Source organism: Pseudomonas sp. HMSC063H08, from assembly GCF_001813645.1.
In the GTDB taxonomy this organism is placed as follows: domain Bacteria; phylum Pseudomonadota; class Gammaproteobacteria; order Pseudomonadales; family Pseudomonadaceae; genus Pseudomonas; species Pseudomonas aeruginosa.
Map to the genome: position 1 here is coordinate 336,590 of NZ_KV813429.1, position 23,674 is coordinate 360,263.

The 23,674-nt window shown below is 67.9% G+C and carries 21 protein-coding genes and 3 tRNA genes; 3 read left to right on the forward strand and 21 right to left on the reverse strand.

Annotation, left to right across the window (positions count from 1 at the left end; genetic code table 11):
- Positions 1-423 precede the first annotated feature (423 nt).
- From pepN to HMPREF2924_RS13615, 6 genes are all read right to left on the reverse strand, one after another.
- Positions 424-3,081, reverse strand: coding sequence for an aminopeptidase N (gene pepN / locus HMPREF2924_RS13590; RefSeq protein WP_003130623.1), 2,658 nt, complete (start codon positions 3,079-3,081; stop codon positions 424-426).
- 18 nt (positions 3,082-3,099) lie between these two features.
- Entirely contained in the window at positions 3,100-3,933 is an 834-nt protein-coding gene (locus HMPREF2924_RS13595; protein WP_003091329.1) for a DUF2797 domain-containing protein, read from the reverse strand.
- A complete protein-coding gene (locus HMPREF2924_RS13600; RefSeq protein WP_003104989.1) occupies positions 3,933-4,196 on the reverse strand; it encodes a YeaC family protein in 264 nt (87 codons plus the stop codon). Before HMPREF2924_RS13600 ends, HMPREF2924_RS13595 begins: the two co-directional genes overlap by 1 nt.
- Positions 4,197-4,279: 83 nt before the next feature.
- The gene (locus tag HMPREF2924_RS13605; protein WP_003104987.1) at positions 4,280-5,140 is read right to left on the reverse strand and encodes a rhomboid family intramembrane serine protease; all 861 of its coding nucleotides are present in this window, start codon (positions 5,138-5,140) and stop codon (positions 4,280-4,282) included.
- Entirely contained in the window at positions 5,137-6,117 is a 981-nt protein-coding gene (locus HMPREF2924_RS13610) for a metallophosphoesterase (RefSeq protein WP_003091336.1), read from the reverse strand. Before HMPREF2924_RS13610 ends, HMPREF2924_RS13605 begins: the two co-directional genes overlap by 4 nt.
- A complete protein-coding gene (locus HMPREF2924_RS13615; RefSeq protein WP_003104985.1) occupies positions 6,117-7,004 on the reverse strand; it encodes an NAD(+) kinase in 888 nt (295 codons plus the stop codon). Before HMPREF2924_RS13615 ends, HMPREF2924_RS13610 begins: the two co-directional genes overlap by 1 nt.
- Before the next feature lie 124 nt (positions 7,005-7,128).
- Between HMPREF2924_RS13615 and HMPREF2924_RS13620 the strand changes: the two genes are divergently transcribed.
- A complete protein-coding gene (locus HMPREF2924_RS13620; protein WP_003130621.1) occupies positions 7,129-8,094 on the forward strand; it encodes a DUF1853 family protein in 966 nt (321 codons plus the stop codon).
- Here the strand turns inward: HMPREF2924_RS13620 and HMPREF2924_RS13625 are convergent, their stop codons facing one another.
- The 3 genes from HMPREF2924_RS13625 to HMPREF2924_RS13635 all read right to left on the reverse strand — a co-directional run bounded on the left by HMPREF2924_RS13625 (position 8,095) and on the right by HMPREF2924_RS13635 (position 12,847).
- On the reverse strand, positions 8,095-8,994 hold the full coding sequence (locus tag HMPREF2924_RS13625; protein WP_023094586.1) for a 1-aminocyclopropane-1-carboxylate deaminase/D-cysteine desulfhydrase: 900 nt from the start codon (positions 8,992-8,994) through the stop codon (positions 8,095-8,097).
- 37 nt (positions 8,995-9,031) lie between these two features.
- Positions 9,032-10,471 (reverse strand): hypothetical protein, encoded by a 1,440-nt coding sequence (locus HMPREF2924_RS13630; RefSeq protein WP_003130618.1) that lies wholly within the window; start codon positions 10,469-10,471, stop codon positions 9,032-9,034.
- 336 nt (positions 10,472-10,807) lie between these two features.
- A complete protein-coding gene (locus HMPREF2924_RS13635) occupies positions 10,808-12,847 on the reverse strand; it encodes an NADPH-dependent 2,4-dienoyl-CoA reductase (protein ID WP_023094584.1) in 2,040 nt (679 codons plus the stop codon).
- Between the two features lie 214 nt (positions 12,848-13,061).
- On the opposite strand from HMPREF2924_RS13635, the gene HMPREF2924_RS13640 reads away from it, so the two are divergent.
- Both HMPREF2924_RS13640 and HMPREF2924_RS13645 read left to right on the forward strand, forming a co-directional pair.
- A complete protein-coding gene (locus HMPREF2924_RS13640; protein ID WP_003130615.1) occupies positions 13,062-14,180 on the forward strand; it encodes a carbon-nitrogen hydrolase family protein in 1,119 nt (372 codons plus the stop codon).
- The gene (locus HMPREF2924_RS13645) at positions 14,177-15,214 is read left to right on the forward strand and encodes an AraC family transcriptional regulator (RefSeq protein ID WP_003130614.1); all 1,038 of its coding nucleotides are present in this window, start codon (positions 14,177-14,179) and stop codon (positions 15,212-15,214) included. The genes HMPREF2924_RS13640 and HMPREF2924_RS13645 overlap by 4 nt, the downstream gene beginning before the upstream one ends.
- 287 nt (positions 15,215-15,501) lie before the next feature.
- Here the strand turns inward: HMPREF2924_RS13645 and HMPREF2924_RS13650 are convergent.
- From HMPREF2924_RS13650 to xcpR, 12 genes are all read right to left on the reverse strand, one after another.
- A tRNA-Asp gene (locus tag HMPREF2924_RS13650) sits at positions 15,502-15,578 on the reverse strand.
- Positions 15,579-15,692: 114 nt separating this feature from the next.
- Positions 15,693-15,769 (reverse strand) — tRNA-Asp (locus HMPREF2924_RS13655).
- 16 nt (positions 15,770-15,785) lie between these two features.
- Positions 15,786-15,861, reverse strand: a tRNA-Val gene (locus HMPREF2924_RS13660).
- Between the two features lie 138 nt (positions 15,862-15,999).
- Complete coding sequence (xcpZ, locus tag HMPREF2924_RS13665) at positions 16,000-16,524, reverse strand: GspM family type II secretion system protein XcpZ (protein WP_003091369.1); 525 nt, start codon at positions 16,522-16,524, stop codon at positions 16,000-16,002.
- Position 16,525: 1 nt separating this feature from the next.
- Complete coding sequence (gene xcpY, locus HMPREF2924_RS13670) at positions 16,526-17,674, reverse strand: GspL family type II secretion system protein XcpY (protein WP_003130411.1); 1,149 nt, start codon at positions 17,672-17,674, stop codon at positions 16,526-16,528.
- Positions 17,671-18,672 (reverse strand): GspK family T2SS minor pseudopilin variant XcpX, encoded by a 1,002-nt coding sequence (gene xcpX / locus HMPREF2924_RS13675; protein WP_003091371.1) that lies wholly within the window; start codon positions 18,670-18,672, stop codon positions 17,671-17,673. The genes xcpY and xcpX overlap by 4 nt, the downstream gene beginning before the upstream one ends.
- A complete protein-coding gene (xcpW, locus tag HMPREF2924_RS13680) occupies positions 18,669-19,382 on the reverse strand; it encodes a GspJ family T2SS minor pseudopilin variant XcpW (RefSeq protein ID WP_003110067.1) in 714 nt (237 codons plus the stop codon). Before xcpW ends, xcpX begins: the two co-directional genes overlap by 4 nt.
- Positions 19,379-19,768, reverse strand: a complete 390-nt coding sequence (gene xcpV, locus HMPREF2924_RS13685) for a GspI family T2SS minor pseudopilin variant XcpV (RefSeq protein WP_003091373.1) — start codon at positions 19,766-19,768, stop codon at positions 19,379-19,381. Before xcpV ends, xcpW begins: the two co-directional genes overlap by 4 nt.
- The gene (gene xcpU / locus HMPREF2924_RS13690; protein ID WP_003110066.1) at positions 19,765-20,283 is read right to left on the reverse strand and encodes a GspH family T2SS minor pseudopilin variant XcpU; all 519 of its coding nucleotides are present in this window, start codon (positions 20,281-20,283) and stop codon (positions 19,765-19,767) included. Before xcpU ends, xcpV begins: the two co-directional genes overlap by 4 nt.
- Before the next feature lie 6 nt (positions 20,284-20,289).
- Positions 20,290-20,736: a GspG family T2SS major pseudopilin variant XcpT gene (gene xcpT / locus HMPREF2924_RS13695; RefSeq protein ID WP_003130409.1), complete on the reverse strand. Its 447-nt coding sequence runs from the start codon at positions 20,734-20,736 to the stop codon at positions 20,290-20,292.
- Between the two features lie 4 nt (positions 20,737-20,740).
- Complete coding sequence (xcpS, locus tag HMPREF2924_RS13700; RefSeq protein WP_003091376.1) at positions 20,741-21,958, reverse strand: GspF family T2SS innner membrane protein variant XcpS; 1,218 nt, start codon at positions 21,956-21,958, stop codon at positions 20,741-20,743.
- Positions 21,958-23,466 carry a GspE family T2SS ATPase variant XcpR gene (xcpR, locus tag HMPREF2924_RS13705; protein ID WP_003130408.1) on the reverse strand — a complete coding sequence of 503 codons (1,509 nt, stop codon included), beginning with the start codon at positions 23,464-23,466 and terminating at the stop codon, positions 21,958-21,960. Before xcpR ends, xcpS begins: the two co-directional genes overlap by 1 nt.
- Between the last annotated feature and the right edge of the window lie 208 nt (positions 23,467-23,674).

Below are 23,674 nucleotides of genomic sequence, written 5' to 3' on the forward strand. Positions count from 1 at the left end.
TGCGTTGGGCGCCGCCACTGCGGGCGGTTCGCCGTTCGGCCGTTTCTCTGCGGCCTTGTTATGGGTGGTCGCGGCGTCACCGGCCTCGCGTCGACGAAAGGGAACCGCGCGACGAGGCAGTGCAACCGGGATGCCAATTCAACGGAATCCTCCAGGGAATTCAATGGATTGCGACAAAAACAGGACTTCCTGCCAGATGACTGTTCATTCACTGACCAGAAAACAGGAAGTGTCCGACAAAACGCGCCAGGCGAATGTCGCCGGTGGCGCGAAAAGTCCCTTCGCAGAGCCTGCGCAGGGTGGTTCGCGAAACACGATTAAGCGGGCTCCATCAATGGAAAACAGTGAAGCGATTCCCAGAAGTAACAAAGGGCGTTACCAGCCAGTGGCCAGTAACACCCTCTTCTGGGAGAAGCTGGCGGATCAGGCCAGGCTCTTGCTCACCACTTCGTAGACGTCGCTGGACAGCTCGCCGGAGGCCAGGATGCGTTCCAGCTCGCCGCGCATCAGCGCCTGCCGCGCCTCGTCGTACTTGCGCCAGCGGGTCAGCGGCACCAGCAGGCGCGAGGCGATCTGCGGGTTGAGTGCGTTGAGCACGATCACCTGGTCGGCGAGGAAGCGATAGCCGGCGCCGTCAGGACGATGGAAGTTGACCAGGTTCTGGTTGGCGAACGCGCCGATCAGCGCGCGCACCTTGTTCGGGTTCTTCAGGGTGAAGGCCGGGTGCTGCATCAGCGCCTGGACCCGCTCCAGCCCGCCCGGCAGCGGCGAGCCGGCCTGCACGCTGAACCACTGGTCCATCACCAGCGGGTCGTCCTTGAAGTAGTCGGCGAACATGGCCAGGGCCTTGCCCTTCTCCGCCTCGAAGCCGGAATTGACCAGCACCGCCAGGGCGGTCAGGCGCTCGGTCATGTTGTCGCAGCCTTCGTACTGCTCCAGACAGGCGGCGAGGATTTCCTCCCGGCCCGACAGCGACAGGTAGGACAGCGCGATATTCTGCAGGCTGCGCCGGGCGATGTGCGAGGCCTCGGCGAGGTAGGCGGTGTCGCGGGAAATCTTGCGGTTGGCCTGGTAACGCTGCCACAGCGGCTCGAACAGCGCTTCGCCGATACGCTGGCGGGCGAATTCGCGGGCGGCATGGATCGCGTCGACATCGGCGACTTCGCTGATCTCGGTGAGATAGGCCTCGCTGGGCAGCGAGAGCATCTCGGCGACCATCGCCTGGTCCAGCGCCTCGTCCGCCAGGAGGGTGCGGTAGGCCTCGATCAGGCGCGGGTCGAGTACCAGTTGCGCGCCGCGCTGGTGCTGGCCGATCAGCTCCTGCAGGACCTGCACCGAAAGCTGTTGGCCGGCCTCCCAGCGGTTGAAGCCGTCGCTGTCGTGCTGCATGAGGAACAGCAACTGGTCGCGGCTGTAGGGGAAGCTCAGTTTCACCGGCGCGGAGAAGCCGCGCAGCAGCGATGGCAGCGGCTGCTCCGGCACCTCGACGAAGACGAAGCGCTGCTCGGCCTCGGTCACCGCCAGCACGCGGTTGCCGCCCTGGGCCGCGGCCTCGCCTTCCAGGCGCAGCGGAAGTTCGTTGCCCTGGCCGTCGAGCAGGCCCAGCTCCAGCGGGATGACGAAGGGTTCCTTGCTCGGCTGGCCGGGAGTCGGCGGGCAGCTCTGGCGCACCGTCAGGGTGTAGCGGCGGGCGGCGGCGTCGTACTCGCCTTCCACCGCCAGGCGCGGAGTGCCGGACTGGCTGTACCAGCGCTTGAACTGGGTCAGGTCGACGCCATTGGCGTCTTCCATGGCCTTGACGAAATCGTCGCAGGTCACCGCCTGGCCGTCGTGGCGCTGGAAGTACAGGTCCGAGCCCTTGCGGAAGCCTTCGGCGCCGAGCAGGGTGTGGATCATCCGCACCACTTCCGAGCCCTTCTCGTAGACGGTCAGGGTGTAGAAGTTGGAAATCTCGATGAACGAGTCGGGGCGCACCGGATGCGCCATCGGCCCGGCGTCCTCGGCGAACTGGTTGGTGCGCAGGAAGGCGACGTCCTCGACGCGCTTGACCGTGCGCGAGTTCATGTCGGCGGAGAATTCCGAGTCGCGGAATACGGTGAAGCCTTCCTTGAGCGACAGCTGGAACCAGTCGCGGCAGGTCACCCGGTTGCCCGACCAGTTGTGGAAATACTCATGCGCCACCACGCCCTCGACCCGCTGGTGGGCGGCGTCGGTGGCGGTTTCGGCGCGGGCCAGGACGCAACTGGAGTTGAAGATGTTGAGGCCCTTGTTCTCCATCGCGCCCATGTTGAAGTCGTTGACCGCGACGATCATGAAGATGTCCAGGTCGTATTCGCGGCCGTAGACCTCCTCGTCCCAGCGCATCGACTTCTTCAGGCTGTCCATGGCGTGCTGGACCTTGTCGATGTTCTCCGGCTCGACGTAGATGCGCAGCGCCACGTCGCGCTGGCTCATGGTGCGGAAGCTGTCCTCGACGCACCAGAGGTCGCCGGCGACCAGGGCGAACAGGTAGGCCGGCTTCTTGAACGGGTCTTCCCAGGTCGCCCAGTGCCGGCCGTTGCCTTCGGAACCGCTGGCCACCGGGTTGCCGTTGGAGAGCAGCACCGGGTAGCGCTGCTGTTCGGCGCTGACGGTGGTGGTGAAGCGACTCATCACGTCGGGACGGTCGAGGTAATAGGTGATCTTGCGGAAACCCTCGGCCTCGCACTGGGTGCAGAACATCTTGCCGGACTTGTACAGGCCTTCCAGCGCGGTGTTGCTCTCCGGATGGATACGCACCGTGCTCCTGAGGACGAATTCGGCCTGCCGCGGTTGCACCCCGAGCTGCTCGTCGTCCAGTTGGTAGTCGTCCGCGCCGAGCGCCTGGCCGTCCAGTTCGAGCGCCAGCAGCTCCAGTTGCTGGCCATGCAGCAACAGCGGCGGCAGGCCGGCGCCGCGCTCGGGGTTGCGCCGCAGCTTCAGCTCGGCGTGCACCAGGCTGTGGTCTTCGAACAGTTCGAACTTCAGGTGGGTCTCGTCGATCAGGTAGTCCGGCGCCTGATAGTCCTTGAGGTGGATGACTTTCGGTTGCTCGGTGCGCATGGCTTGTGGCCCTTCTGCTCAGTGATGCACGGCGATCTGGTAGGCCGTGTATTTGCGAATGTTGATCACCCCGGTGTCGAGGATCAGGTACTGGCCCTTGATACCGCGAAGCGTGCCTTCGACGATAGGCGTTTTTTCCAGGTCGAGGCTGGCGACCTTGCTCGGGTAGGCCTCGACCGGGTAGGCGATCTCGAGCGGATCGAGGTCGATAACCGGTTGGATCGCCTGCAGGCCGAAACGTTGCTGCAATTCGCGCAGGCCGTCGGCGCACTGGTCGAACAACTGCTCGCGGACTGCCGCCAGATCGACCGGCTCGGCTTCGCCCTTGAGCATGGCCCGCCAATTGGTGCGGTCGGCGACCTGGCTGCGCAGCAGGTCTTCCACCAGGCCGGACTGCTGGCGGGTGGCCACGCGCAGGATCGGCAGCGCCTGGCGCGCGCCCTGGTCGATCCAGCGGGTGGGAATCTGGCTGGCGCGGGTGATGCCGACCTTCACCCCGGAGGAGTTGGCCAGGTACACCACGTGATCGGTCATGCAGAACCGCTCGCCCCACTCCGGTTCACGGCAGGTGCCCTGCTCGTAGTGGCACTTCTCCGGGCTGACGATGCAACTGTCGCACTGCGCCAGCCGGGTGAAGCAGGGATAGCAATAGCCCTGGCTGAAACTCTTCTTCGTCTTGCGGCCGCAATGGGTGCAGAAGATGCTGCCGAGGTACTCCAGGCGCAGCGGCCGGCCGATCAGCGGGTTCACCGCGACTTCGCGGTCGTCGAGGCGGAAGGCGTATTGCACGGGAGCATTGCTTTCCAGGCGCGCCGTCATCTTGCTCAGCGCGCCGCGGGCGATTTCTTCCATCAGTGCACGGAGTCCGACTTGAACAGGATGTTCGGGATCGGCTCGTCGGAATGCGAGGAGCAGTGCTGCGGGCCCATGTAGCCGGTGCGCTCCTCCTCGGGGAGGTTCTGCAGCTCCCAGGCGATCACCGCCTGCAGGCAGAGTTCCTTCTGCTCCTGGGTCAGCTTGCGGCCGTCCGGCCACTTGCCGATCTCGATGGCCAGCTTGAGGTTCTGGTAGATCTCTGGAGTGATGTTCTCGATCGCTTGGTTGAAGGACGACATGGCCGGCTCCGGTGAAAAGGCGTACCGGCCATTCTACCGGGCCGGGGCCGGCGGCGCACATCGAAGCTGCCGCAGCCCCTCGCTCAACGGCGACGCCGCGCCAGCAGGCCGCCCAGCAAACCGCTGAGGCAACCGACCAGCAGCCCGCCAACGTGCGCGCCGTTGGCGATGGAGCCGAAGCCGAGCAGGTCGATCACCCCGGACAGGCACACCAGCAGCCAGATCAGCATCATCGCCACGACGCCCCTGGGCAGGCGATAGGCCTGGTTCGGCGCCAGGTACTGGAAGATCCAGCAGTGCCCGAGCAGGCCATAGAGCACCCCGGACAACCCGCCGAACAGGCTGGCGCCGCTCACCGCGTACTGCACCACGTTGGACACCAGGCCGAACAGCAGGGTCAGGCCGAGCAGCATCGGACGGCCCTGGCGGAATTCGATGCGCCGGCCCAGCTCCCAGAACCACATGGCGTTCATCGCCAGGTGCAGCCAGCCGAAGTGGATCAGCATCGGCGTGAACAGCCGCCACCATTGACCCGCCGCCAGGCTCTCGGCCAACGGCGTGAACAGCGCGTACTGGCCCTGGATACGGAAGTCCTGGAAGGTCAGCCAGCGCATCGTCGCGAAGTTGTCGCCAAGGTAGGTGACAGCGGCGACGACGAAGGTCAGCAGCAACACCGCGGCGGTCATCGGGCTCATCCGCAGTTGCCGGACGAAACCCTGCCCCGCCGGTCGCGGCGCGGCTTCCAGGGTCGCCTGCGGATCGCCTTCGGGATAACGCCGGTACAACTCGCGGACCTGCTCGGCGAGCCGCTCGTCGGGCACCCAGAGGACCTGCTGGCCGGATTCCTCGCTGACCCGGTGCGGCACGTTCAGACGCCGCAGCAGGCCGACGAAGCCGGCCAGGTCGACCGACAGGGGAAACTTCAGGACCTGCACCGCGCTCACTCGTCAGCCTCCGGCCGCTTCACTTCGACCCAGACGAACTTGTGCCGGTCCAGGCGGGTTTCCTCATCCAGGCGGTAGGCCGCCAGCTTGCCGTACATCACCGCGCTGTAGTCCAGGCAGGCCAGGTTCGGCCGGATCGGCGCCGGCGTGCCGCGTCGCCAGTAGTGGCCGACGAACAACAGCGGTTCGTCGGCGCCGTAGGTCAGCAGGCTGGACTTCTGCTCCTCGCTGAGCGGCTCGCGGGCGATCGCTTCGGGCAACGCGTCGGGCTGGAAGACGATATCGCCGTAGGTGCGCGGCGCCTCGTCCTCGACCCAGAACTTGGTGCGGAAGAAGGCGCGCGTATAGCCATCGCTGCTGGTCAGGGTGGCGCCGTGCGGCAGGCGCATGTCGGTGCCGCGCAGCAGGCGGTTGCAGGCCAGGTCGGCGAAGCTGCCGGGCTCCGCCGACTCCTGCAGGAAGGCTTCGCTGATCCGCCCGTCGGGGAACTGCCGGCGCAGGGTCGCGATCAGTTCGCCGTCCCAGCAGGCATGGACCATGCGGAAGCGCCCGGCATCGAGGAACAGCGGCAGTTGCTGGAACCAGCCGAGGAAGTCGCGCCAGTCGGCGTCGTGGCCCTCGAACTGCTCGAGGGTCTCCTTGATCAGCCGGGCATGCCGCGGCGTATGCTCGCGGACGTACTGGCGGCCGCTGCCGGGCGCCGCCGGGGTGCTCCAGCCGAGCGCGTTGAATTCGTGGTTGCCCATGATGCACAGCGCCTCGCCGGCGTCGACCATCGCGTGCACCCGGTGCAGGGCCTCGCGGATGCGCGGGCCGCGGTCGACGATGTCGCCGAGGAACAGCGCCTGGCGCCGCGGATGGCGCCAGACGCCGCCCTGCAGGCGGTAGCCGAGCAGGTCGAGGAGGCGGTCCAGGGTATGCGCGCAGCCGTGGACATCGCCGATCAGGTCGTAGCCACGTCCGGGGTCGAGTTGCATCAGTCGCCTCCGCCCAGGCGGCTGCCCCAGCCGAGCTTGGTCCGGCAGATCTCGTAGTAGTTGTGGTCGATGGGGTGGATCAGGCGCAGCTTCTGCGGCTTCTTGCTGATCGTCACGGTATCGCCGGGGGCGCAGGTGAAATGGTTCTGCCCGTCGCAGGAGACCTGCGGGTAGATCTGCATGTTCGGCGACACGACGATCTTCAGCTCGCTGTTGCCGTCCACCACGATCGGGCGGCTGGAAAGCATGTGCGGGTACATCGGCACGATGACGATGGCATCCAGCTTCGGATGCATGATCGGACCACCGGCGGACAGCGCGTAGGCGGTGGAACCGGTGGGCGTGGCGACGATCAGGCCGTCGGCCTTCTGGCTGCAGACGAACTGGCCGTCGATATACAGCTCGAACTCGATCATCCGGGTGGACTTGCCCGGGTGCAGGACCACGTCGTTGAGCGCATCGCCCTGCCCCATCGAGTCGATACCGCGACGCACCTGGGCATCGAGGAGGAAGCGGCTCTCGACGATGTACTGGCCGTCCAGCACCTCGCCGACCTTGACCTCCAGTTCGTCCGGACGGATGTCGGTGAGGAAGCCCAGGCTACCGCGGTTGATCCCCAGCACCGGCACCTTGTGCCGGGCCAGCGCGCGGGCCGCGCCGAGCATGCTGCCATCGCCGCCGACCACCACCACCAGGTCGCAGATCTCGCCCATGATCTTCCGCGAGCAGGTCTGCAGGCCGTGTCCGGGCAGGACTTCGGCGATGGTGTCCTCGAGGATCACATGCAGGTGGCGATCGATCAGGAATTTCTTCAGCCGGCGGATGGTGTCCAGCACCTGGGTGCTGCCGAGGCGGCCGATGATGCCGATATTGCGAAAGGGTTCCATGCGGTTCCTGCGAAAAGCTGGCGGGCGGGATAGAGCGGATTATGGGCGAAAGCCGCGGACAGCGGCAAACCCGCGCATGTACGGGAAATCGCCGCGAGTGGCGCAACCCGGCTAACCTCTGGGTATGACGCTGCTGACCGAACTGCTCGACGAATTGCGCCACCCGGCCGTCCGCGACCTGGCCTGGACCCTGCTCGCCCCGCCGTTGCTGCGCCGGACCCCGGAGCCGCAGCGCCATCCGCTCGCCGCCAGCCGCTGGCGCCAGGAGCCGGAGCGCCTGGCCGCCTGGTTGCGCGAACAGGAGCGACAGCCGCAGCATCTCGCCGCCTGGCTCGCGCAGTGGCCACGGCAGCGTCTCGGCCTGTACTACGAACATCTCTGGCAATTCGCCCTGGAACAAGCCCCGGACGTGCGCCTGATCGCCGCCAACCTGCCGGTGCGCGACGGCGGGCATACCCTTGGCGAACTCGACCTGCTGCTGCGGGACGACGACGGCATCCACCACCTGGAACTGGCGATCAAACTCTACCTGGGGCCCCAGTCCGGCCCCGGCGACTGGCTCGGGCCCGGCGGCCAGGACCGCCTGTCACGCAAGCTGGAACACCTCTGCCGACACCAGTTGCCGCTGGCGGCGACCCGCGAGGGTCGCCAGGTGCTGGCCGCCCATGGCGCCGAATCGGCCGTTTCCGCATTGTGGCTGAGCGGCTACCTGTTCCATCCCTGGCCCGGGCCGGGCAGCCTGCCCGCCGACATCGAGCCACGGCATCTGCGTGGCCGCTGGCTCCGCCAGCGCGACTGGCCGGCGTACCTGGCCAGCCTGGCCGGACCGCAGGCCGGGCAGCATTGGCTGCATCTGTCGCGCGAGCACTGGCTGGCGCCGGCCATGCGGCGGCAGGACCCGCTCGACCCACCGCGCGACGGCGCTTGCTGGAACACCGCCTTCGCCGGCGAGGCACGTCCGCAAATGCTGGTAAGGGTGGTGCCGCGCGACGGCTACTGGGTAGAGGCCGAGCGCCTGTTCCTGGCCAGCGACGACTGGCCGCCGGGGCTCAGCCTGTGGGGTAGCGCGCGCCAGGCCGCGGATGCCTGATCAGAGCAACGCCAGCAAACGCTCCTGCAATGCCCGGCGGCCCTGCAGGCCTCCGCTGTGCAGCGCTACCAACCGGCTGCCGCGAGCCACCGCGCCGCTCTCCACGGCCTCGCGCAGGGCGAGCAGCAGCTTGCCGGTGTACAGCGGTTCGAGGGCGACGCCGCTGGCCGTCTCGAACTCGACGATGAACCGCGCCAATCGCCCATCGAGGCGGGCGAAACCACCACGGCTGGCGTCCAGCAGGCGATAGCCGGCATCGGCCCAGCCCGCCTCGGCAAGGGTCGCCGCGACCTGGGCGGCGACGCCATGGTCCTCCGGCACCGCCAGCGCGCCCACCACGGGATGCCGCCCGGCCTCGCCGAGCACCAGGCCGGCCAGTGTCGTACCGGTACCGGCGGCCACCCAGATCGCGTCGTAATCGTCCCAGCCGAGCGTCGGCAACTGGGTCGCTATGCGCTCCACCAGCCCGATGCAACCGCGCGCGCCCAGCAGCCCGCCACCGCCCTCGGCGACCGGCAGCAAGCCTGGGTAACGTTCCCGCCAGGGAAGCCAGAAGCCGGCGGCATGCCGCTGGCGATAGCCGCCGTAGCCGAGCCAGTGCAGTTCCATGCCGAGACTGCGCAGGTCGCGCACCGTCGGCGTATCGACTTCGTGTCCGCGCAACAGGCCGACGCAACGGAAACCGAAACGCGCGCCGGCGCCGGCCAGCGCGTGCAGGTGGTTGGAATGGGCGCCGCCGAGGCTGATCAGGCCGTCCAGCCCCTGCTCGCGGGCCAGCGCCAGGTGTGGCGCGAGCTTGAACCCCTTGTTGCCGGAGATCAGCGGATCGGCCTGGTCCAGGCGCAGCAGCGCCAGTTCGACCCCAGCCCGTTGCAGCCAGTCGAGTTCGAGACGCTGCAAGGGTGTATGCGGTGACCAGTGGGGAAACGGCAAGGAGTCAGCTCACGGTGCGCAGGCGCCCCGTGGTCTTGTGCCGGGCGCAGCAGTTGGTGTCGCCGGCGACGAAGCGCGCCGGGTTGTCGACCCGGTCGAGCGGCAGGTTGCAGCGTTCGCCGCCGGGCAGCAGCGCCTCGCAGCGCGGCTGCTGGAAGTGGTCCAGCCACTGGCGGTACTGGCTCTCGGAGACGAAGCACTTGGCCGCCGCGTAGGCCAGCGGATTGTCCTGGTAACGCGGGATGTCCTGCAAGGGGATGGTCAGGTGCCCGGCGCCGGGATGGTAGGCGACGAATACCACGCCCTGGCCGGATAGACGCTCCAGCAGTTGCTCCGGCCCCTGGGCGGCCAGACGGTCGCGCTCGGCGCGCAGCTCGGCCAGTTCCTGCTCCAGTTGCTGGTCCAGCTCGTTGCGGTAGGCCAGTTCGACGTCGCGGATCGAGACCTGCTCCTTGTAGCCGGCCACCGCCGCCGCCACCCGAGCCTCCAGTTCGTCGGCGAACTCCGAGCGCAGCAGGTCGGTCTCGTTGCGCCCCTGGTTCTCGATGAAACGCAGTTGCCGGGTCAGTTCCTCGCGGTTGCGCTGGAACTGCTCGCCCTGCTCCAGCAGACGCTGCTGCAACTCGGCGTTCTCCCGCGCCTGGCGCTCCAGGGCCTGTTGCAGGCTGAGCACTTCGCTGCGCAGGATGTCCAGTTGCCCGCGGGCGTCCTGTTCGCGCCTGGCCAGTTCCTCTTCGTGCTGCCGGGCGAGCCCGGCCAGGCGCTGCTCCTGCTGCCGGGCCAAGGTGGCGAGCTGTTGCCGCTGCTGCTTGACCAGTTGCGCCAGGCGCGCCGCCTGCTCGTCCTCCTGCTTGCGCGGAGGCTCCGCGGGCGGCGCCTTCGGGGCGGCGGGACCGGCGGCGTACCATTGTTCTTCGGCGGCCATCTGCAGCCGCTGCGGCTCCACCGCGGCAGGCTCCTCGTCCACCAGCAGGCCGAGCTGGTTGCGCCTGAGCGCATCGCGGATGAGTACGAAATGGTTGCGTCCGGCGCTGCTCTCCGGGTCCCACAGGTGCATCTGGTGCCAGGACACCGGACACTGGCTGCGACAGGCCAGGCGGATCGGCCCGCCGCCCATGTCGGGGCCGCGTCCGGCGCGTTCGGCGAGGTTGCGCAGAGGCAGGTTCCAGCCGGTGTCGGCGCCGCCCTGCTCGTCGAAATCGAGATAGAAGAACACCGCTGCCCGCGCCTGCAGGCGCGGATTGATCAACACATAGGCCAGGTGCATCTGCCGGTCGGCGTATTCCGGCATGCGTACCAGACCATCGAGCAGCGCCTCGAATTCGGGATACAGCATTTCCTTGCAGACGCCGCTGTCGTTGAAGAACAGCACGGCCTCCGCCATCTGTGGCTTTTTCTGCATGCTCATCGCTAACCCTCGAACGCCTGGCGAGGCGGCCCGCATCCGGCAGTACCCATCTGGCATGTCACCTGAAAAACAGGCGCTATCTCGTTGTTCGGGCAAGTCTAGGGGAAAAAATGTCGCGGGCAATGTGACTGGGTTGGCAGACACCCGGGCGATGCCGGACGGCCCGCCGAGCGGTAGGGGAAATTGTGAAGCGGTCGGGTTTTGAGCGGACGGAGATCACCGTGGCAGAGCGCCACCGTTCACCAAACCGGTGCGCAGCGCCCCGCCGCGCCGACGAGCGCGGACAGGGGCGATACGCAGAACCTGTGCGAGCTGGAGAAAAGCCGTTTTCAACGCAGTTTCTCCGCTACGCAACAGATCGCGGACAGGTTCTCAGAGTTCGGCGGCCAGGCGCGAACCCTGGTTGATGGCGCGCTTGGCATCCAGCTCGGCGGCGACATCGGCGCCGCCGATCAGGTGCACGCTCCGGCCGGCCGCCAGCAGGCCGTCCTGCAACTCGCGCAGCGGGTCCTGGCCGGCGCAGACGATCACGGTATCCACCGGCAGCACCTGCGGCTCGCCCTCGGCAACGCGGATATGCAGGCCGGCGTCGTCGATCCCGAGATACTCCACGGCATTCACCATCTGCACCTGCTTGTTCTTCAGGCCGGCGCGATGGATCCAGCCGGTGGTCTTGCCGAGGCCGTCGCCGACCTTGCTCTTCTTGCGCTGCAGGAGGAACACCTGGCGCGCCGCCGGATGCACCTCGGCCTTGACCCCGGCGACGCCGCCGCGGGCCTCCAGGCGGGTATCGATCCCCCACTGCTTCCAGAACGCTTCGCGCTCCAGGCTGGTGGACGGACCGGCATGGGTGATGAATTCGGAGACGTCGAAGCCGATGCCGCCGGCGCCGATCACCGCCACCTTGCCGCCCACCGGCTTGCGCTCGAGGATCGCGTCCAGGTAGCTGATCACCTTCGGATGCTCGATGCCGGGGATCGCCGGCGTACGCGGGACGATGCCGGTGGCGAGGACGATCTCGTCGTAGCCGCCCGCGACCAGGTCGTCCACGCCGACCCGGCGGTTCAGGTGCAGCTCGACGCCGGTGCTCTCCAGCTTGTTGCGGAAGTAGCGCAGGGTCTCGTGGAACTCTTCCTTGCCGGGAACCCGCTTGGCCACGTTGAACTGCCCGCCGATCTCGCCGGCGGCGTCGAACAGGCTGACCCGGTGCCCGCGCTCGGCGGCCACGGTGGCGGCGGCCAGGCCGGCCGGACCGGCGCCGACCACGGCGATCTTCTTCGGCCTGGCGGTGGGAATGTAGTTCAGCTCGGTTTCGTGGCAGGCGCGCGGGTTGACCAGGCAACTGGTCAGCTTGCCACCGAAGGTGTGGTCGAGGCAGGCCTGGTTGCAGCCGATGCAGGTGTTGATCCGTTCGGCGTGGCCGGCGGCGGCCTTGTTGACGAAGTCCGGGTCGGCGAGGAACGGCCGGGCCATGGAGACCATGTCGGCATCGCCCTCGGCCAGGACCTTCTCCGCCACCTCGGGAGTGTTGATGCGGTTGGTGGTGATCAGCGGGATGCCGACCTCGCCGCGCAGCTTGGCGGTGACCTTGGTGAAGGCCGCGCGCGGTACCTTGGTGGCGATGGTCGGGATGCGCGCCTCGTGCCAGCCGATACCGGTGTTGATCAGGGTCGCGCCGGCCTTCTCGACGGCCTTGGCCAGCAGCACGATCTCGTCCCAGCTGCTGCCGCCCTCGACCAGGTCGAGCATCGACAGGCGATAGATGATGATGAAGTTCGGCCCCACCGCCTCGCGCACCCGGCGGACGATCTCCACCGGCAGGCGCATGCGATTCTCGTAGCTGCCGCCCCAGCGGTCGGTGCGCTGGTTGGTGTGCTGCACGAGGAACTGGTTGATGAAGTAGCCTTCCGACCCCATGATCTCGACGCCGTCGTAGCCGGCGACCTGGGCCAGGCTGGCGCAGTTGACGAAGTCGGCGATCTGCTTCTCGATGCCTTCCTCGTCGAGTTCCTTGGGCTTGAACGGATTGATCGGCGCCTGGATCGCGCTCGGCGCCACCTGCTTCGGGCTGTAGGCGTAGCGGCCGGCATGCAGGATCTGCATGCAGATCTTGCCGCCCGCCTCATGCACCGCCTGGGTCACGATCCTGTGCTTCTCCGCCTCTTCCGGCGTGCTCAGCTTGGCCGCGCCGGAATACACGCCGCCCTCTTCGTTCGGGCCGATGCCGCCGGTGACCATCAGGCCGACGCCGCCACGGGCGCGTTCGGCGAAATACGCCGCCATGCGCTCGAAGCCCTGCGGCTTCTCTTCCAGGCCGGTGTGCATGGACCCCATCAGGGTGCGGTTGCGCAAGGTGGTGAAGCCGAGGTCCAGCGGGGCGAGCAGGTGCGGATAGGGAACGGCGGCGGTCATCGGGGGTCTCCACATCGGGCGAAACGCGTTCACGGATATGCCGCGGCCTCGGGCGCAATGCGCGGGACGGGCAGCGGTCGGTATGGCGACGACTCTAAGGAGCGCCACCGGAGCGCTCAATGATCCTAAATGACAAGTTACTGATCGGAATGCACAGGGATGCTTGGCAAGCCGACGCCACTCCCCTACCCTGTGGGCTGCCTTGGAGACCCGCATGCGCAAGCTGATCTTCCTGATCCTCATCACCCTCTTCGCCGCCTACGCCGGCTGGGCCGAACGCCGCCCGGTAGGCCACTACCTGTCCGACCTGCGCAGCCAGGTCAGCGTGGTCCAGGGCCAGCCCGGCGAGCGCGGCAACCTGCTGGCGGTCCAGCCGGAACTGTTCACGCCGGACTACCAGAGCGCCGAACGGTTGCAGCTGAAATTCCACGCCTACCTGGAAAATGCCCGCCGCCAGGGCCTGCTCAACGAGCGCACGGTGGTGGTGTTCCCCGAGCATGTCGGCACCTGGCTGGTGGCCAGCGGCGAGAAGCCCGAGGTCTACGCCGCCGCCGACTGGCCCACGGCGATGGACTGGATGGCCGCGAGCAACCCGCTGAAGGTGGCGCGCGGCTGGATCACCGCGCGCGGCGAACAGCGTCTCACCGACACCCTGTTCCGGATGAAGGCGGTGGACATGGCCCACGACTACCAGACCCTGTTCGGCGGGCTCGCCCATGATTTCAAGGTGACGGTGGTCGCCGGCTCCATCGTCCTGCCCGACCCCGAGGTCGAGGACGGCGAGCTGCGTCCCGGCACCGGCCAGTTGTACAACGTCAGCCTGACCTTCGGTCCCGACGGCCGGCCGCTCGGCCAGCCGCAACGCAAGGTGTTCCCGACCCACCACGAACTGAGCTACCTCAACAACGGTCGCGGCGAGCGCCTGCAGGTGCTGGATACGCCGGCAGGACGCCTGGGCGTGCTGATCGGCACCGACAGCTGGTACCCGGACACCTACGCCACCCTGGTCGAACAGCGCGTCGAACTGCTGGCGATCCCCGCCGCCCTGAACCAGAGCGGTCGCTGGCAGCAACCCTGGCCCGGCTTCGATGCCGAGCTGGTTCCCGGCGACGTGCGCCTGGCGCCGAACAGCCTGAGCAACGCCGAGGCCTGGCAGCGCCTGGCGGTCGGCGAGCGCCTGCTGGCCAGCGGTGCACGCGGCGCCGCCGTGGCCTTCGCCCATAGCCGCCTGTGGAACGTCACCGAAGACGGCCAGAGCCTGCTCGGCTCGCCGCAGGGCATGCGCCAGGCCAATCCCGGCGGCGGTGCGCAACTGGTCAATCTCTGGCTATGAGCGCGCCCCGGGTTCGCCTCGGCGACCTCTCGGTCGGCTTCGTCCAGGCGCTGGCCGACGCCCTGCTCGCCGCCGGCGTCGAGCCCGCACCACTGCTCGAGCAGTACGGCCTCGACCAGCGGCGCCTGGCCGAACCCGGGGCGCGCCTGTCGATCCCTCGCTACATGCGCCTCGGCCATGCCGCCATACAGCTCAGCGGCGACCCCGCCCTCGGCCTGCAGATGGGCCGCCTGAGCCGTCTCGGACAGATGGGCCTGGCCGGCGTCAGCGTCGCCCAGGCGCCCAACCTGCGCGCCGCCGCGCGGGCGATGATCCACCTGGAACCGCTTTACGCGCAGAACTACCGGGGCCAGTCGAGCCTGGTGGAAGACGCCGGCGGCGCCTGGCTGCGCTTCTATTCGATCAGCCCCTACAACGCCTACAACCGCTTCGTCGTCGATTCGGTGCTGGCGGGCTGGATCAGCCATCTCGGCGCCCTGGCAAGGCAGCCGTTGAAAGCGGAGCGGGTGGAGATCGAATATCCAGCACCGCCTTGGGCCGAGCGCTACGAGGCATTCTTCGGCTGCCCGGTGGAATTCGGCGCGCCGACCAACCAGTTGCGCCTGAGCCAGGCCAGCCTGGCCCTGGCGAATGCCGAGCACTGTCCGAGCACCTGGAACCAGATGCTGGAACTCTGCAACCGCGAACTGGAGCAGTTGACCCGCACCCGCAGTTGGCGCGAGCGCGTCAGCCGCCTGCTGGGGCCGATGCTCAATGGCCGCGAGCCGGACCTCGAGGAAGTCGCCGCGCGCCTCAAGTTGCCGACCTGGACCCTGCGGCGCAAGCTGGCCGAGGAAGGCACGCAGTTCCGCAGCATCCTCAACGACACCCGCCGCGACCTGGCGATGGTCTACATCCGCGAGACCGACCTGGCTTTCGGCGAAATCGCCTACCTGCTCGGCTTCGCCTCGGCGGAAGCCTTCCAGCGCGCCTTCAAGCGCTGGAGCGGACAGACGCCCGGCGAATTCCGCCGCGCCCAGCGACAGAGCGCCTGATCACATCTCGGTGGCGTCGTCCGCCGGCTCCGGCAGGTCGCATTCGGCGGCATGCTGCTCCAGCAGTTCTTCCTGGTAGTCGTCCATCGCGGATCACCTTTCGTTCGTCTGTGTCTTTCAGCTGTAGACGAGGAAGATGACAGCGGGATTACCGCGCGCGGACCGACGGAGCGGGAAACCCGGCAAACAAGGAGAAAACGGAAGACGCAGGGGACGACGGAAACGAAAAAAGCGGCCATTGGCCGCTTTCTTCGTGGCTCACCCCGCCTTGGCGTGGTGAAGATGTATGGCGCAGCGGACGGGACTCGAACCCGCGACCCCCGGCGTGACAGGCCGGTATTCTAACCGACTGAACTACCGCTGCGCGTCGGCTGGGCAAGATGCCCGGTAAAGCGACTTCCTCTCGTTGCAGCCAGGCTGCCCGCCTTCTGGCGGAAGACGGCGAGTTCGGGGTGGTGAACTCGGGAGGGGAAGTGAATGGCGCAGCGGACGGGACTCGAACCCGCGACCCCCGGCGTGACAGGCCGGTATTCTAACCGACTGAACTACCGCTGCGCGTAACTTGCGAGATTGGTGGGTGATGACGGGATCGAACCGCCGACCCTCTGCTTGTAAGGCAGATGCTCTCCCAGCTGAGCTAATCACCCTTCACTCTCGAAGTGGGGCGCATTCTACCGACCGAAAAACCTAAGTCAATGCCCTGATTGAATTTTTTTTGAAATTTCGGCGATCGCCTGTCGCCACGGTCGGCGCCGGGGCCCATGCCGGCCCCAGCCACGGGCCGCTCACTCGACCCGCAGGCTCAGGCGCGCCGAGACCCGGCCGTCGACCTGGCGGTCCAGGCCGGCCTCCGCCACCTGCACGCCCTGCCCGTTCAACTGCTCCAGCCAGGGCAGCAGCTTGGCGAATGGCGCCGGCTGCAGGGCCACCTGCACGGCGCCCTCGCCTTCGTTGTCGAGGCGCTCGACACTCAGTCCGGCCTGGGCCGCCGAAGCCGTGACCATGCCCTGCAGCGCCGCCGGGTCGATCTGCGCCTGTGGCGCCGCGGCATCGGCCTGGCGCACGTTGGGCGCCTGCTGCTGGATGTAGGCATGCAGCGCGCGCTGTTCGGTGAAGTACTGCCGCGCCGACTGCAGATGGCGCTCGGCCGGGCGCCACAACGCCAGGTAGAGCACCACCAGCAGGAGGAACGCGCCGAGCCAGAGCAGCGCCAGGCGGTCCCGCGCCGGCAGCCCGCGCCAGCGGATCGCCAGCTGCGAGGTTTCCGCCTGGGCCCTGAGGCGCTCGTGGAATTGCGTCATCACCTTCATCTCAACCTCCTATCACCAGGCGCGCGCTGACCGTCGAGCCATCGCGGCTGGCCGAACCCAGCTGCACCGCCAACCCCGACTCGCTGAGACGCGAACGCAGCCGTTCCAGCACGTCGAAACCGGGAGCCCGCACCTGGAGGGCGACGTCACCGCGAGCCGCGCTGAAATCCAGTTGCTCGACGCTCACCGTCGGCTCGCCGCCGATCACCGTGGCGGCCTGGCCAAGCAGGCCGAGCAACTGGCCCTCGCCGCCGCTGCTGGCGCTGTCGGCCAGGTGCTGGTCGAACTGCGCGCGCAGGTTGATCAGCTTGCGGTCCTCGGGAAACAACTGGCGGTAGAGTTCTGCGCTCTGCGCCGCGTAGCGGTCGCCTTCGCGCTGCAACTGCCAGGCCTGGACCAGGGTAAAGCCCCATTGCAACACCAGCCACAGCCCGACCAGCCCCAGCAGCGGCCGCCAACGGCGCCACTGGCTGCTCTGCTGGCGCGCGGCGAACTCGGCCTGGGCCAGGTCGGTGCCCAGCGGCTGCTCGCTCAGCCAGACGTGCGGATTGCCCGCCAGGGCCTGGACTTCCACCCCCTCCAGGGGCGCCACCTCCTGCGCGGCGAAGGCCCGCTGCGGCGGCGGGCAACTGTCGCGCAGCACCGGCCAATCCTCGCTGCCGCAGGCCAGGCGTACGGCACCGCTGCCGCCGAGCAGCCAGCGCTCTTCCAGCCAGAACAGGCAGCTGCCCTCGCCCGGCAGGCAATCGGCATCGACATGCAGCGAAGCCGGCGCCTTGCCCACGCCCTCGGCCAGCGCCAGCCAGGCGGCAAGCCAGGTGCGCTGCACGGCGAATACCCGGTGGCGGCCGTCGGCCAGCGCCGGACCAAGGGCAAGGTGCATCTGCTCGACATCGTCGGCCAGTTGTTCCTCCACCGCGAACGGCAGCGACTGGCGCAACCAGCGCGCCTTCTGCGTAGGCAGGTTCACCGCGCAGGCGGTCACCGCCTCCACCGGCAGGTACAGCCGCCAGGGCGCACGGATTTCCGCCAGCGCCTGGGCGAACGGCGCGCGCCGGCACTCGCCATCCTGCACCCACCATACCGCCAGTTCCCCATCGGCCCCCGCCGTGCTGGCGGGCGGCAGGAACAGCGCACTCACTCCACTCATCGCTCGTCCTTCTTCCAATCGTCGCCGCCCGTCGACGGGATGGGCAGGCCGCCCTGTCCCATGTCGCGGGCCATCACGCGTATCTTGCCGTCCTTGCCCCGCTGCAAGGTACTCACCAGCACCTGCCGGCGGTCGCCCAGGCTGACCTCGCTGATCACCTGGAAGTAGCGGGTGCCGACGGCATAACTGACGTTTCCGGTCTTCGAACCCAACTGGGTCAGATGCTTGGTGAAATCGTCCTTGCTCTGGAAACCTTCCCGACCGCGGGCGTCCACGATGTTTTCCGCCTGTCCCGGATCGATCTCGAACATGGCGGCCAGCACCGGCACGCTGGCGGTGTTCACGTTCAGCGGCGCATCCTCGGGCAAGGCGCTGACGAACGGCAGCAGGCGTCGATAGTCGGCTTCCGACAATTTCAGCAGGCGCAGCTCGGACACGTCCTTGAAACTGCGGTTGGCGGCGCGGTAGGCCGGCGCCTCCAGCAGGTACTGGTTGTCCTCGGCGCCTTGCTCGCCCTGCGGATTCTGGTCGGCATCGAGCCAGTCGGCCAGCCGGTCCGGCAAGCCCTGGACGATCTCTTCCTTCATCCCCAGGGTGGCCAGCAGGCGACGGAACTGCTTCACCGAATCCGGCTTGACCTTGCGCTTGCGCACCAGTCCGTTGAGGTTGAAACGCCCGCTGGGGTCCTCGATCCGCACCCGCAGCTCGCCGCCGTCGTCCAGCTTGAACGGCGTCATCGGTCGCGCCCAGGCCTCGCCCAGGTGGTCCACCGGCTCGCGGGTATTCTCGCCGCCCTGGCGCAGGTCGCGGCGCAGCACCGCTTCCGCCAGGCGTTCGCCGCCCAGCGCATAGTGCCAGGCCTGGCGCACGTGCAACTGGTTGGCGCTGCTGCGTATCGCCAACTGCTGGCGGATGATCAGCCCGGCGCAGACGATGGTCACCACCGCCACCACCAGCAGCACGGTAATCAGCGCGACGCCGCTCTGCCCGCGCCTCATTCCGGCGCCCCCGGCATGCCTTCCGGCGGCTGCGGCACCCCGCCCTCGCCGTTCTCGCCATTCTCGCCGCCCGGCTGGCCCTGCGGCTGGTCCTGCTTGAGCGGCGGATCGAGCAGACGCCAGACGCGCACCAGCTTGCCGTAGTGGCGGTGCTCCAGGGTCATCTCCACCGCCAGCGGCAGGCTTTCCAGGCGCTCCTCCTCGCTGCCTTCGTCGGTCGGCCAGTGGCCCTGCCAGTTGTGCTCCTTGTCGAGGAAGCGCCAGCTCAGCGCGGTAACCCCGTCCAGCACCTGCTGCACCCGTGGCTTGCTGTCCTGGGCGCGGTCCAGAACCAGCCAGTAGCGGCGTTCGAGGGTCTCCCCGGACAGCGACCAGCGCACCCGCTGCAGGCGCGAGCGCGCCTGGCCGAGCGGGTTGCGCCAGCCGCCACGGGTGAATTCGACGATCTGGTCGTTCTCGCCCTCGCTGAGGAAGGCGCCACGGTTATCGCCCAGTTCGTCGCGTACCGGACGTTCGACCGCCTGGGTCAGGTCGCGCTCCAGGGCGCCCATCGCCCGCACCAGCTCGCGCATGCGCTGCTCCTGCACGCGAGTCGCCTGGTCGGTCTGCATCACGCTGTCGAACATGCGGTAGGTGGCCAGGGCCAGCAGGGCGAAGATGGCGATGGCGATCAGCAGCTCGAGCAGGGTGAAGCCCCGCTGTAGCCTCATGGCTGGCTCCCGAGGAAACCGACGAGGCGCGCTGCGGCGCGTTCCTCGATGCTGCCACGCTCGCGGCCGAGGGGCTTCGCCGCGACCCAGACGATCACCCGCCGCATATCCTGCTCGGCGGTGCTGTCGACCTGGGTGCGCCACTCCCAGCGGCGCCCGGCGAACTCCAGCTCGCCCTGGTTGCGGCCGCTGGAGGGCGGCGTCTGTTCCAGTTGCAATTCGTTGAGACGGTTGTCGGCGATCCACATCGCCAGGGTCTTGTCTTCCAGCCGCGAGGCGTTCTGCAGGCTGCGCGCGCTGGCACTGAGCACGCTGGCCGCGACCATGGCGAAGATCGCCAGGGCCACCAGCACTTCCAGCAGGGTGAAACCACGCGCGCGCCTCATCGCCGCGCCACCTCGACCCGTGGCAGGCGGAAACCGTCGCTGCTCAGCGACAACGCCCGCCCCTCGGGTCCGCGCTCGGCCAGGCGCAGGCGGAACGGGCTGAGTTCGCCACTGGAAAGGATCAGCAATTGCGGCTGATCGGTGCCTTTCTTCTGCTCCTTCTCGCCCTTGCTGCCGGCCAGCACCAGCGGCTGGCCGTCCAGCTCGAAGGTCAGCTCCGCCCACTCCGGCAGGCGGTGGCTGTCGCGCGCCACCGGCAACCAGCGCGCCTTCGCTTCGTCGTAGCGCAGCACCTGATAGGCATCGCGCTCCAGGCGCAGGCCGTACTCGCGGTTGTCCAGCACGGCCTCGTCGGTCAGCACGCCGATCAGCCCGGCGAGCCGCTCGGCCTCGCTGTCCAGCTCCCGCGAGGTGCTGGCGAAGCCGGTGCTGAGCACCGCCAGGCCGATCAGCACGCTGATGATGACCATCACCACCATCAGCTCGATGAGGGTGAAGCCGCGTGAAGCCTGCATGTCCGGTCAGTTGTCCCAGTTGCCGATTTCGGCGTCGTTGTCGCTGCCGCCTTCCTTGCCGTCGGCGCCCAGCGAATACAGGTCGAACGGGCCCTTGGTGCCCGGCGCCAGGTACTGGTAGGGATTGCCCCACGGATCGACCGGCAGCTTCTTCAGGTAGCCGTCCTTGTTCCAGTTCTTCGGCTGCGGGTTGCCGGTGGGCTTCTTCACCAGCGCCTCGAGGCCCTGCTGGGTGCTCGGATAGGCGAAGTTGTCCAGCTTGTACATGTCCAGCGCGGCAGCGATGGCCTTGATGTCGCCCTTGGCCACGGTGACCTTGGCCTGGTCGGGACGGCTCATCACCTGCGGCACCACCAGGGCGGCGAGGATGCCGAGGATGACCACCACGACCATGATTTCGATCAGGGTGAAGCCCGACTGTTGGCGACGCTGCAATGGGCGGCTCTGATTCACGCGATTACCCCACGAGTTGGTTGAGAGAAAGGATCGGAAGAAGAATGGCAAGGACGATGACCAGCACCACCGCGCCCATGAATATCAGCATGAACGGTTCGAACAGGCCGACCATCAGGCCGATCTGCGCCGCCAGGTCGTTCTCCTGGTTGCGCGCGGTGCGCGCCAGCATCTGGTCCAGCTCGCCGGAGCGCTCGCCGCTGGCGATCATGTGCAGCATCATCGGCGGGAACTGCCCGGTGGCTTCCAGCGAGCGGGTCAGGCTGGCGCCCTCGCGGACCTTCTGCGCGGCCTTGACCACTTCGTTGCGGATGATCCGGTTGGCGATCACCTCGGCGGCGATCGCCAGCGCCTCCACCAGCGGCACGCCGCTGCGGGTGAGGATCGCCAGGGTCGAGGCGAAGCGCGCGGTGTCGGTGGAACGCACCAGCCGACCGACCAGCGGCACGCGCAGCAGGAAGCCATGCCAGCGCTCGCGAAAGGCATCCTTGCGCAGCGCGTAGCGGAAGCCGATCACCCCGCCGATCGCCGCGACGAAGGCCAGCGCGCCCCAGGCCTTGACCCAGTCGCTAACGCCGATCAGCACGCGGGTCAACAGCGGCAGCGTCTGCCCGCTGTCGATGAACACCCGGACCACGTCGGGTACCACGTAGCCCAGCAGGAAGCCGACGATGGCCAGCGAAGCGACCATCAGGATCACCGGATAGAGCAGCGCCAGCTGGATCTTCTGCCGCGACTGCTGGCGCTGCTCGGTGTAGTCGGCAAGTTGCTCCAGCACCGGGCCGAGGTGCCCGGCATGCTCGCCGGCAGCCACCGTCGCCCGGTACAGCTCGGGAAAGGCGGTGGGAAACTCGCGCAGGCTGCCGGCCAGGCTATGGCCCTCGAGGACCTTGGCGCGCACGGCGAGAAGCATCGACTGGATGCGCTGCGAGGTGGACTGCGCCGCGGCGGCGCGCAGCGCCTCCTCGATCGGCAACGCGGCCTGGACCAGGGTCGCCAATTGCCGGGTCACCAATGCCAGGTCGCGCGCGGACAGTCCGCGGGCGAACGTCAGGCGCCCGCCCTGCCCGCTCTGCTCGCGGGTACGGGTGGGCTTCACATCGAGCGGCGCCAATTGGCGCTCGCGCAGCAACTGGCGGACCTGGCGCGCGCTGTCCGCCTCCAGCACGCCCTTCTGCTGGCGACCGCTGGGGTCGAGGGCGAGGTATTCGAAGGCGGCCATTATTCTTCCCGGGTCACGCGCAGGACTTCCTCGACCGTAGTGACGCCTTCCAGCACCTTGCGCCGACCGTCGTCGCGGATGCTTGGTCCGCTGGTGCGGGCATGCCGGGTCATTTCCTGCTCGGAGGATTCGTTGTGGATCAGCGAGCGCATGTGGTCGTCGAACACCACCAGTTCATAGATACCGGTACGCCCGCGATAGCCATGCTGGTGGCACTCGTCGCAGCCGCGGGCGCGATGCAGGGTCGGCGGCGCGGCGGGATCGACGCCGAGCAGCGCGCACTCGGCCTCGTCGGCGCGGTAGGGCTCCTTGCACGCCGGGCAGAGCACCCGCACCAGGCGCTGGGCCAGCACGCCAAGCATGGAGGAGGACAGCAGGAACGGCTCGATGCCCATGTCCACCAGGCGGGTGATCGCGCCGATGGCGCTGTTGGTGTGCAGGGTCGAGAGCACCAGGTGGCCGGTCAGCGAAGCCTGCACCGCGATCTCGGCGGTCTCCCGGTCGCGGATCTCGCCGACCATCACCACGTCCGGGTCCTGCCGGAGGATCGCCCGCAGGCCGCGGGCGAAGGTCATGTCGACCTTGGCGTTGACCTGGGTCTGGCCGATGCCCTCCAGGTGGTATTCGATCGGATCCTCGACGGTGAGGATGTTCCGCGTGCGGTCGTTGAGCGTGGTCAGGCTGGCGTACAGGGTGGTGGTCTTGCCCGAGCCGGTGGGGCCGGTGACCAGCAGGATGCCGTGCGGCTTGCGCACGGTTTCGTCCATCAGCTTGCGGTCGCGCTCGCTCATGCCCAGGTGTTGCAGGTTCAGGCGCCCGGCCTGCTTGTCGAGCAGACGCAGCACCACTCGTTCGCCGTTGGCCGAGGGCAGGGTCGAGACGCGGATGTCCACCTCGCGCCCGCCGACCCGCAGGGAAATCCGCCCATCCTGGGGAATACGCTTCTCGGCGATGTCCAGCCGCGCCATGACCTTGATCCGCGATACCAGCAGGGCCGCCAGCTCGCGCTTGGGCTCCAGCACTTCGCGCAGCACGCCGTCGACGCGGAAGCGCACCACCAGGCGTTTCTCGAAGGTTTCCAGGTGGATGTCCGAGGCGTTCTCGCGGATCGCCTCGCCGAGGATCGCGTTGATCAGGCGAATGATCGGCGCGTCGTCCTCCTGCTCCATCAGGTCCTCGGTTTCCGGGACCTGGTCGGCCAGCGCGGCGAGGTCCAGGCTGCCGCCGAGGTCCTCGGCGAGCTGCATGGCCGCCGAGGAGTCGTGCTGGTAGGAGGCCGCCAGGGCCTGGTTGAAGGCGTCCTCGCCGAGCGCCTTGAGCGGCAGGCGGCGGCCGGCGAAGCGCTGCGCCTCGGCGATCGCCGCCAGCTCCACCTGCGGCCGGCAGGCCAGCCAGTACTGCTCCTCCAGGCACAGGAACAACAGGCCCTGGCGCTTGGCGAAGCTGAACGGCAGACGCCGTGGCGGTGCGGCCGGCGCGGCGATGTCGGGTAATGGGGCTGTCATCATGGATGCCTTATAGCGGTAACCTTACAGAAGTATCTTGGTCGTATATGACCACTGAACGGTTACCGTCAGTATTGTTAGTTGTTAGTCGTTTTGTGCGGCCGATCCCGAGTTCCTCTTGCAGAAGTATCCTGGCGAGCCGTTATCTTAAGCACAAGCGTGCCTGGCCCGGCCAGTCACACCTATTGATAGAAGTAGGTAGCCTACCGGC

What these genes read in the sequence shown, in the direction of transcription:
- HMPREF2924_RS13600 (WP_003104989.1), bottom strand. Translation starts at nt 4,196, where the DNA reads ATGTCGTCCTTCAACCAAGCGATCGAGAACATCACTCCAGAGATCTAC.
- xcpZ (WP_003091369.1), bottom strand. Translation starts at nt 16,524, where the DNA reads ATGAAGGTGATGACGCAATTCCACGAGCGCCTCAGGGCCCAGGCGGAA.
- pepN (WP_003130623.1), bottom strand. Translation starts at nt 3,081, where the DNA reads ATGCGCACCGAGCAACCGAAAGTCATCCACCTCAAGGACTATCAGGCG.
- xcpS (WP_003091376.1), bottom strand. Translation starts at nt 21,958, where the DNA reads ATGGCCGCCTTCGAATACCTCGCCCTCGACCCCAGCGGTCGCCAGCAG.
- xcpV (WP_003091373.1), bottom strand. Translation starts at nt 19,768, where the DNA reads ATGAGGCGCGCGCGTGGTTTCACCCTGCTGGAAGTGCTGGTGGCCCTG.
- HMPREF2924_RS13620 (WP_003130621.1), top strand. Translation starts at nt 7,129, where the DNA reads ATGACGCTGCTGACCGAACTGCTCGACGAATTGCGCCACCCGGCCGTC.
- HMPREF2924_RS13645 (WP_003130614.1), top strand. Translation starts at nt 14,177, where the DNA reads ATGAGCGCGCCCCGGGTTCGCCTCGGCGACCTCTCGGTCGGCTTCGTC.
- xcpR (WP_003130408.1), bottom strand. Translation starts at nt 23,466, where the DNA reads ATGATGACAGCCCCATTACCCGACATCGCCGCGCCGGCCGCACCGCCA.
- xcpX (WP_003091371.1), bottom strand. Translation starts at nt 18,672, where the DNA reads ATGAGGCGCGGGCAGAGCGGCGTCGCGCTGATTACCGTGCTGCTGGTG.
- HMPREF2924_RS13640 (WP_003130615.1), top strand. Translation starts at nt 13,062, where the DNA reads ATGCGCAAGCTGATCTTCCTGATCCTCATCACCCTCTTCGCCGCCTAC.
- HMPREF2924_RS13595 (WP_003091329.1), bottom strand. Translation starts at nt 3,933, where the DNA reads ATGGAAGAAATCGCCCGCGGCGCGCTGAGCAAGATGACGGCGCGCCTG.
- xcpU (WP_003110066.1), bottom strand. Translation starts at nt 20,283, where the DNA reads ATGCAGGCTTCACGCGGCTTCACCCTCATCGAGCTGATGGTGGTGATG.
- HMPREF2924_RS13610 (WP_003091336.1), bottom strand. Translation starts at nt 6,117, where the DNA reads ATGCAACTCGACCCCGGACGTGGCTACGACCTGATCGGCGATGTCCAC.
- xcpY (WP_003130411.1), bottom strand. Translation starts at nt 17,674, where the DNA reads ATGAGTGGAGTGAGTGCGCTGTTCCTGCCGCCCGCCAGCACGGCGGGG.
- HMPREF2924_RS13615 (WP_003104985.1), bottom strand. Translation starts at nt 7,004, where the DNA reads ATGGAACCCTTTCGCAATATCGGCATCATCGGCCGCCTCGGCAGCACC.
- HMPREF2924_RS13635 (WP_023094584.1), bottom strand. Translation starts at nt 12,847, where the DNA reads ATGACCGCCGCCGTTCCCTATCCGCACCTGCTCGCCCCGCTGGACCTC.
- xcpW (WP_003110067.1), bottom strand. Translation starts at nt 19,382, where the DNA reads ATGAGGCTACAGCGGGGCTTCACCCTGCTCGAGCTGCTGATCGCCATC.
- HMPREF2924_RS13630 (WP_003130618.1), bottom strand. Translation starts at nt 10,471, where the DNA reads ATGCGGGCCGCCTCGCCAGGCGTTCGAGGGTTAGCGATGAGCATGCAG.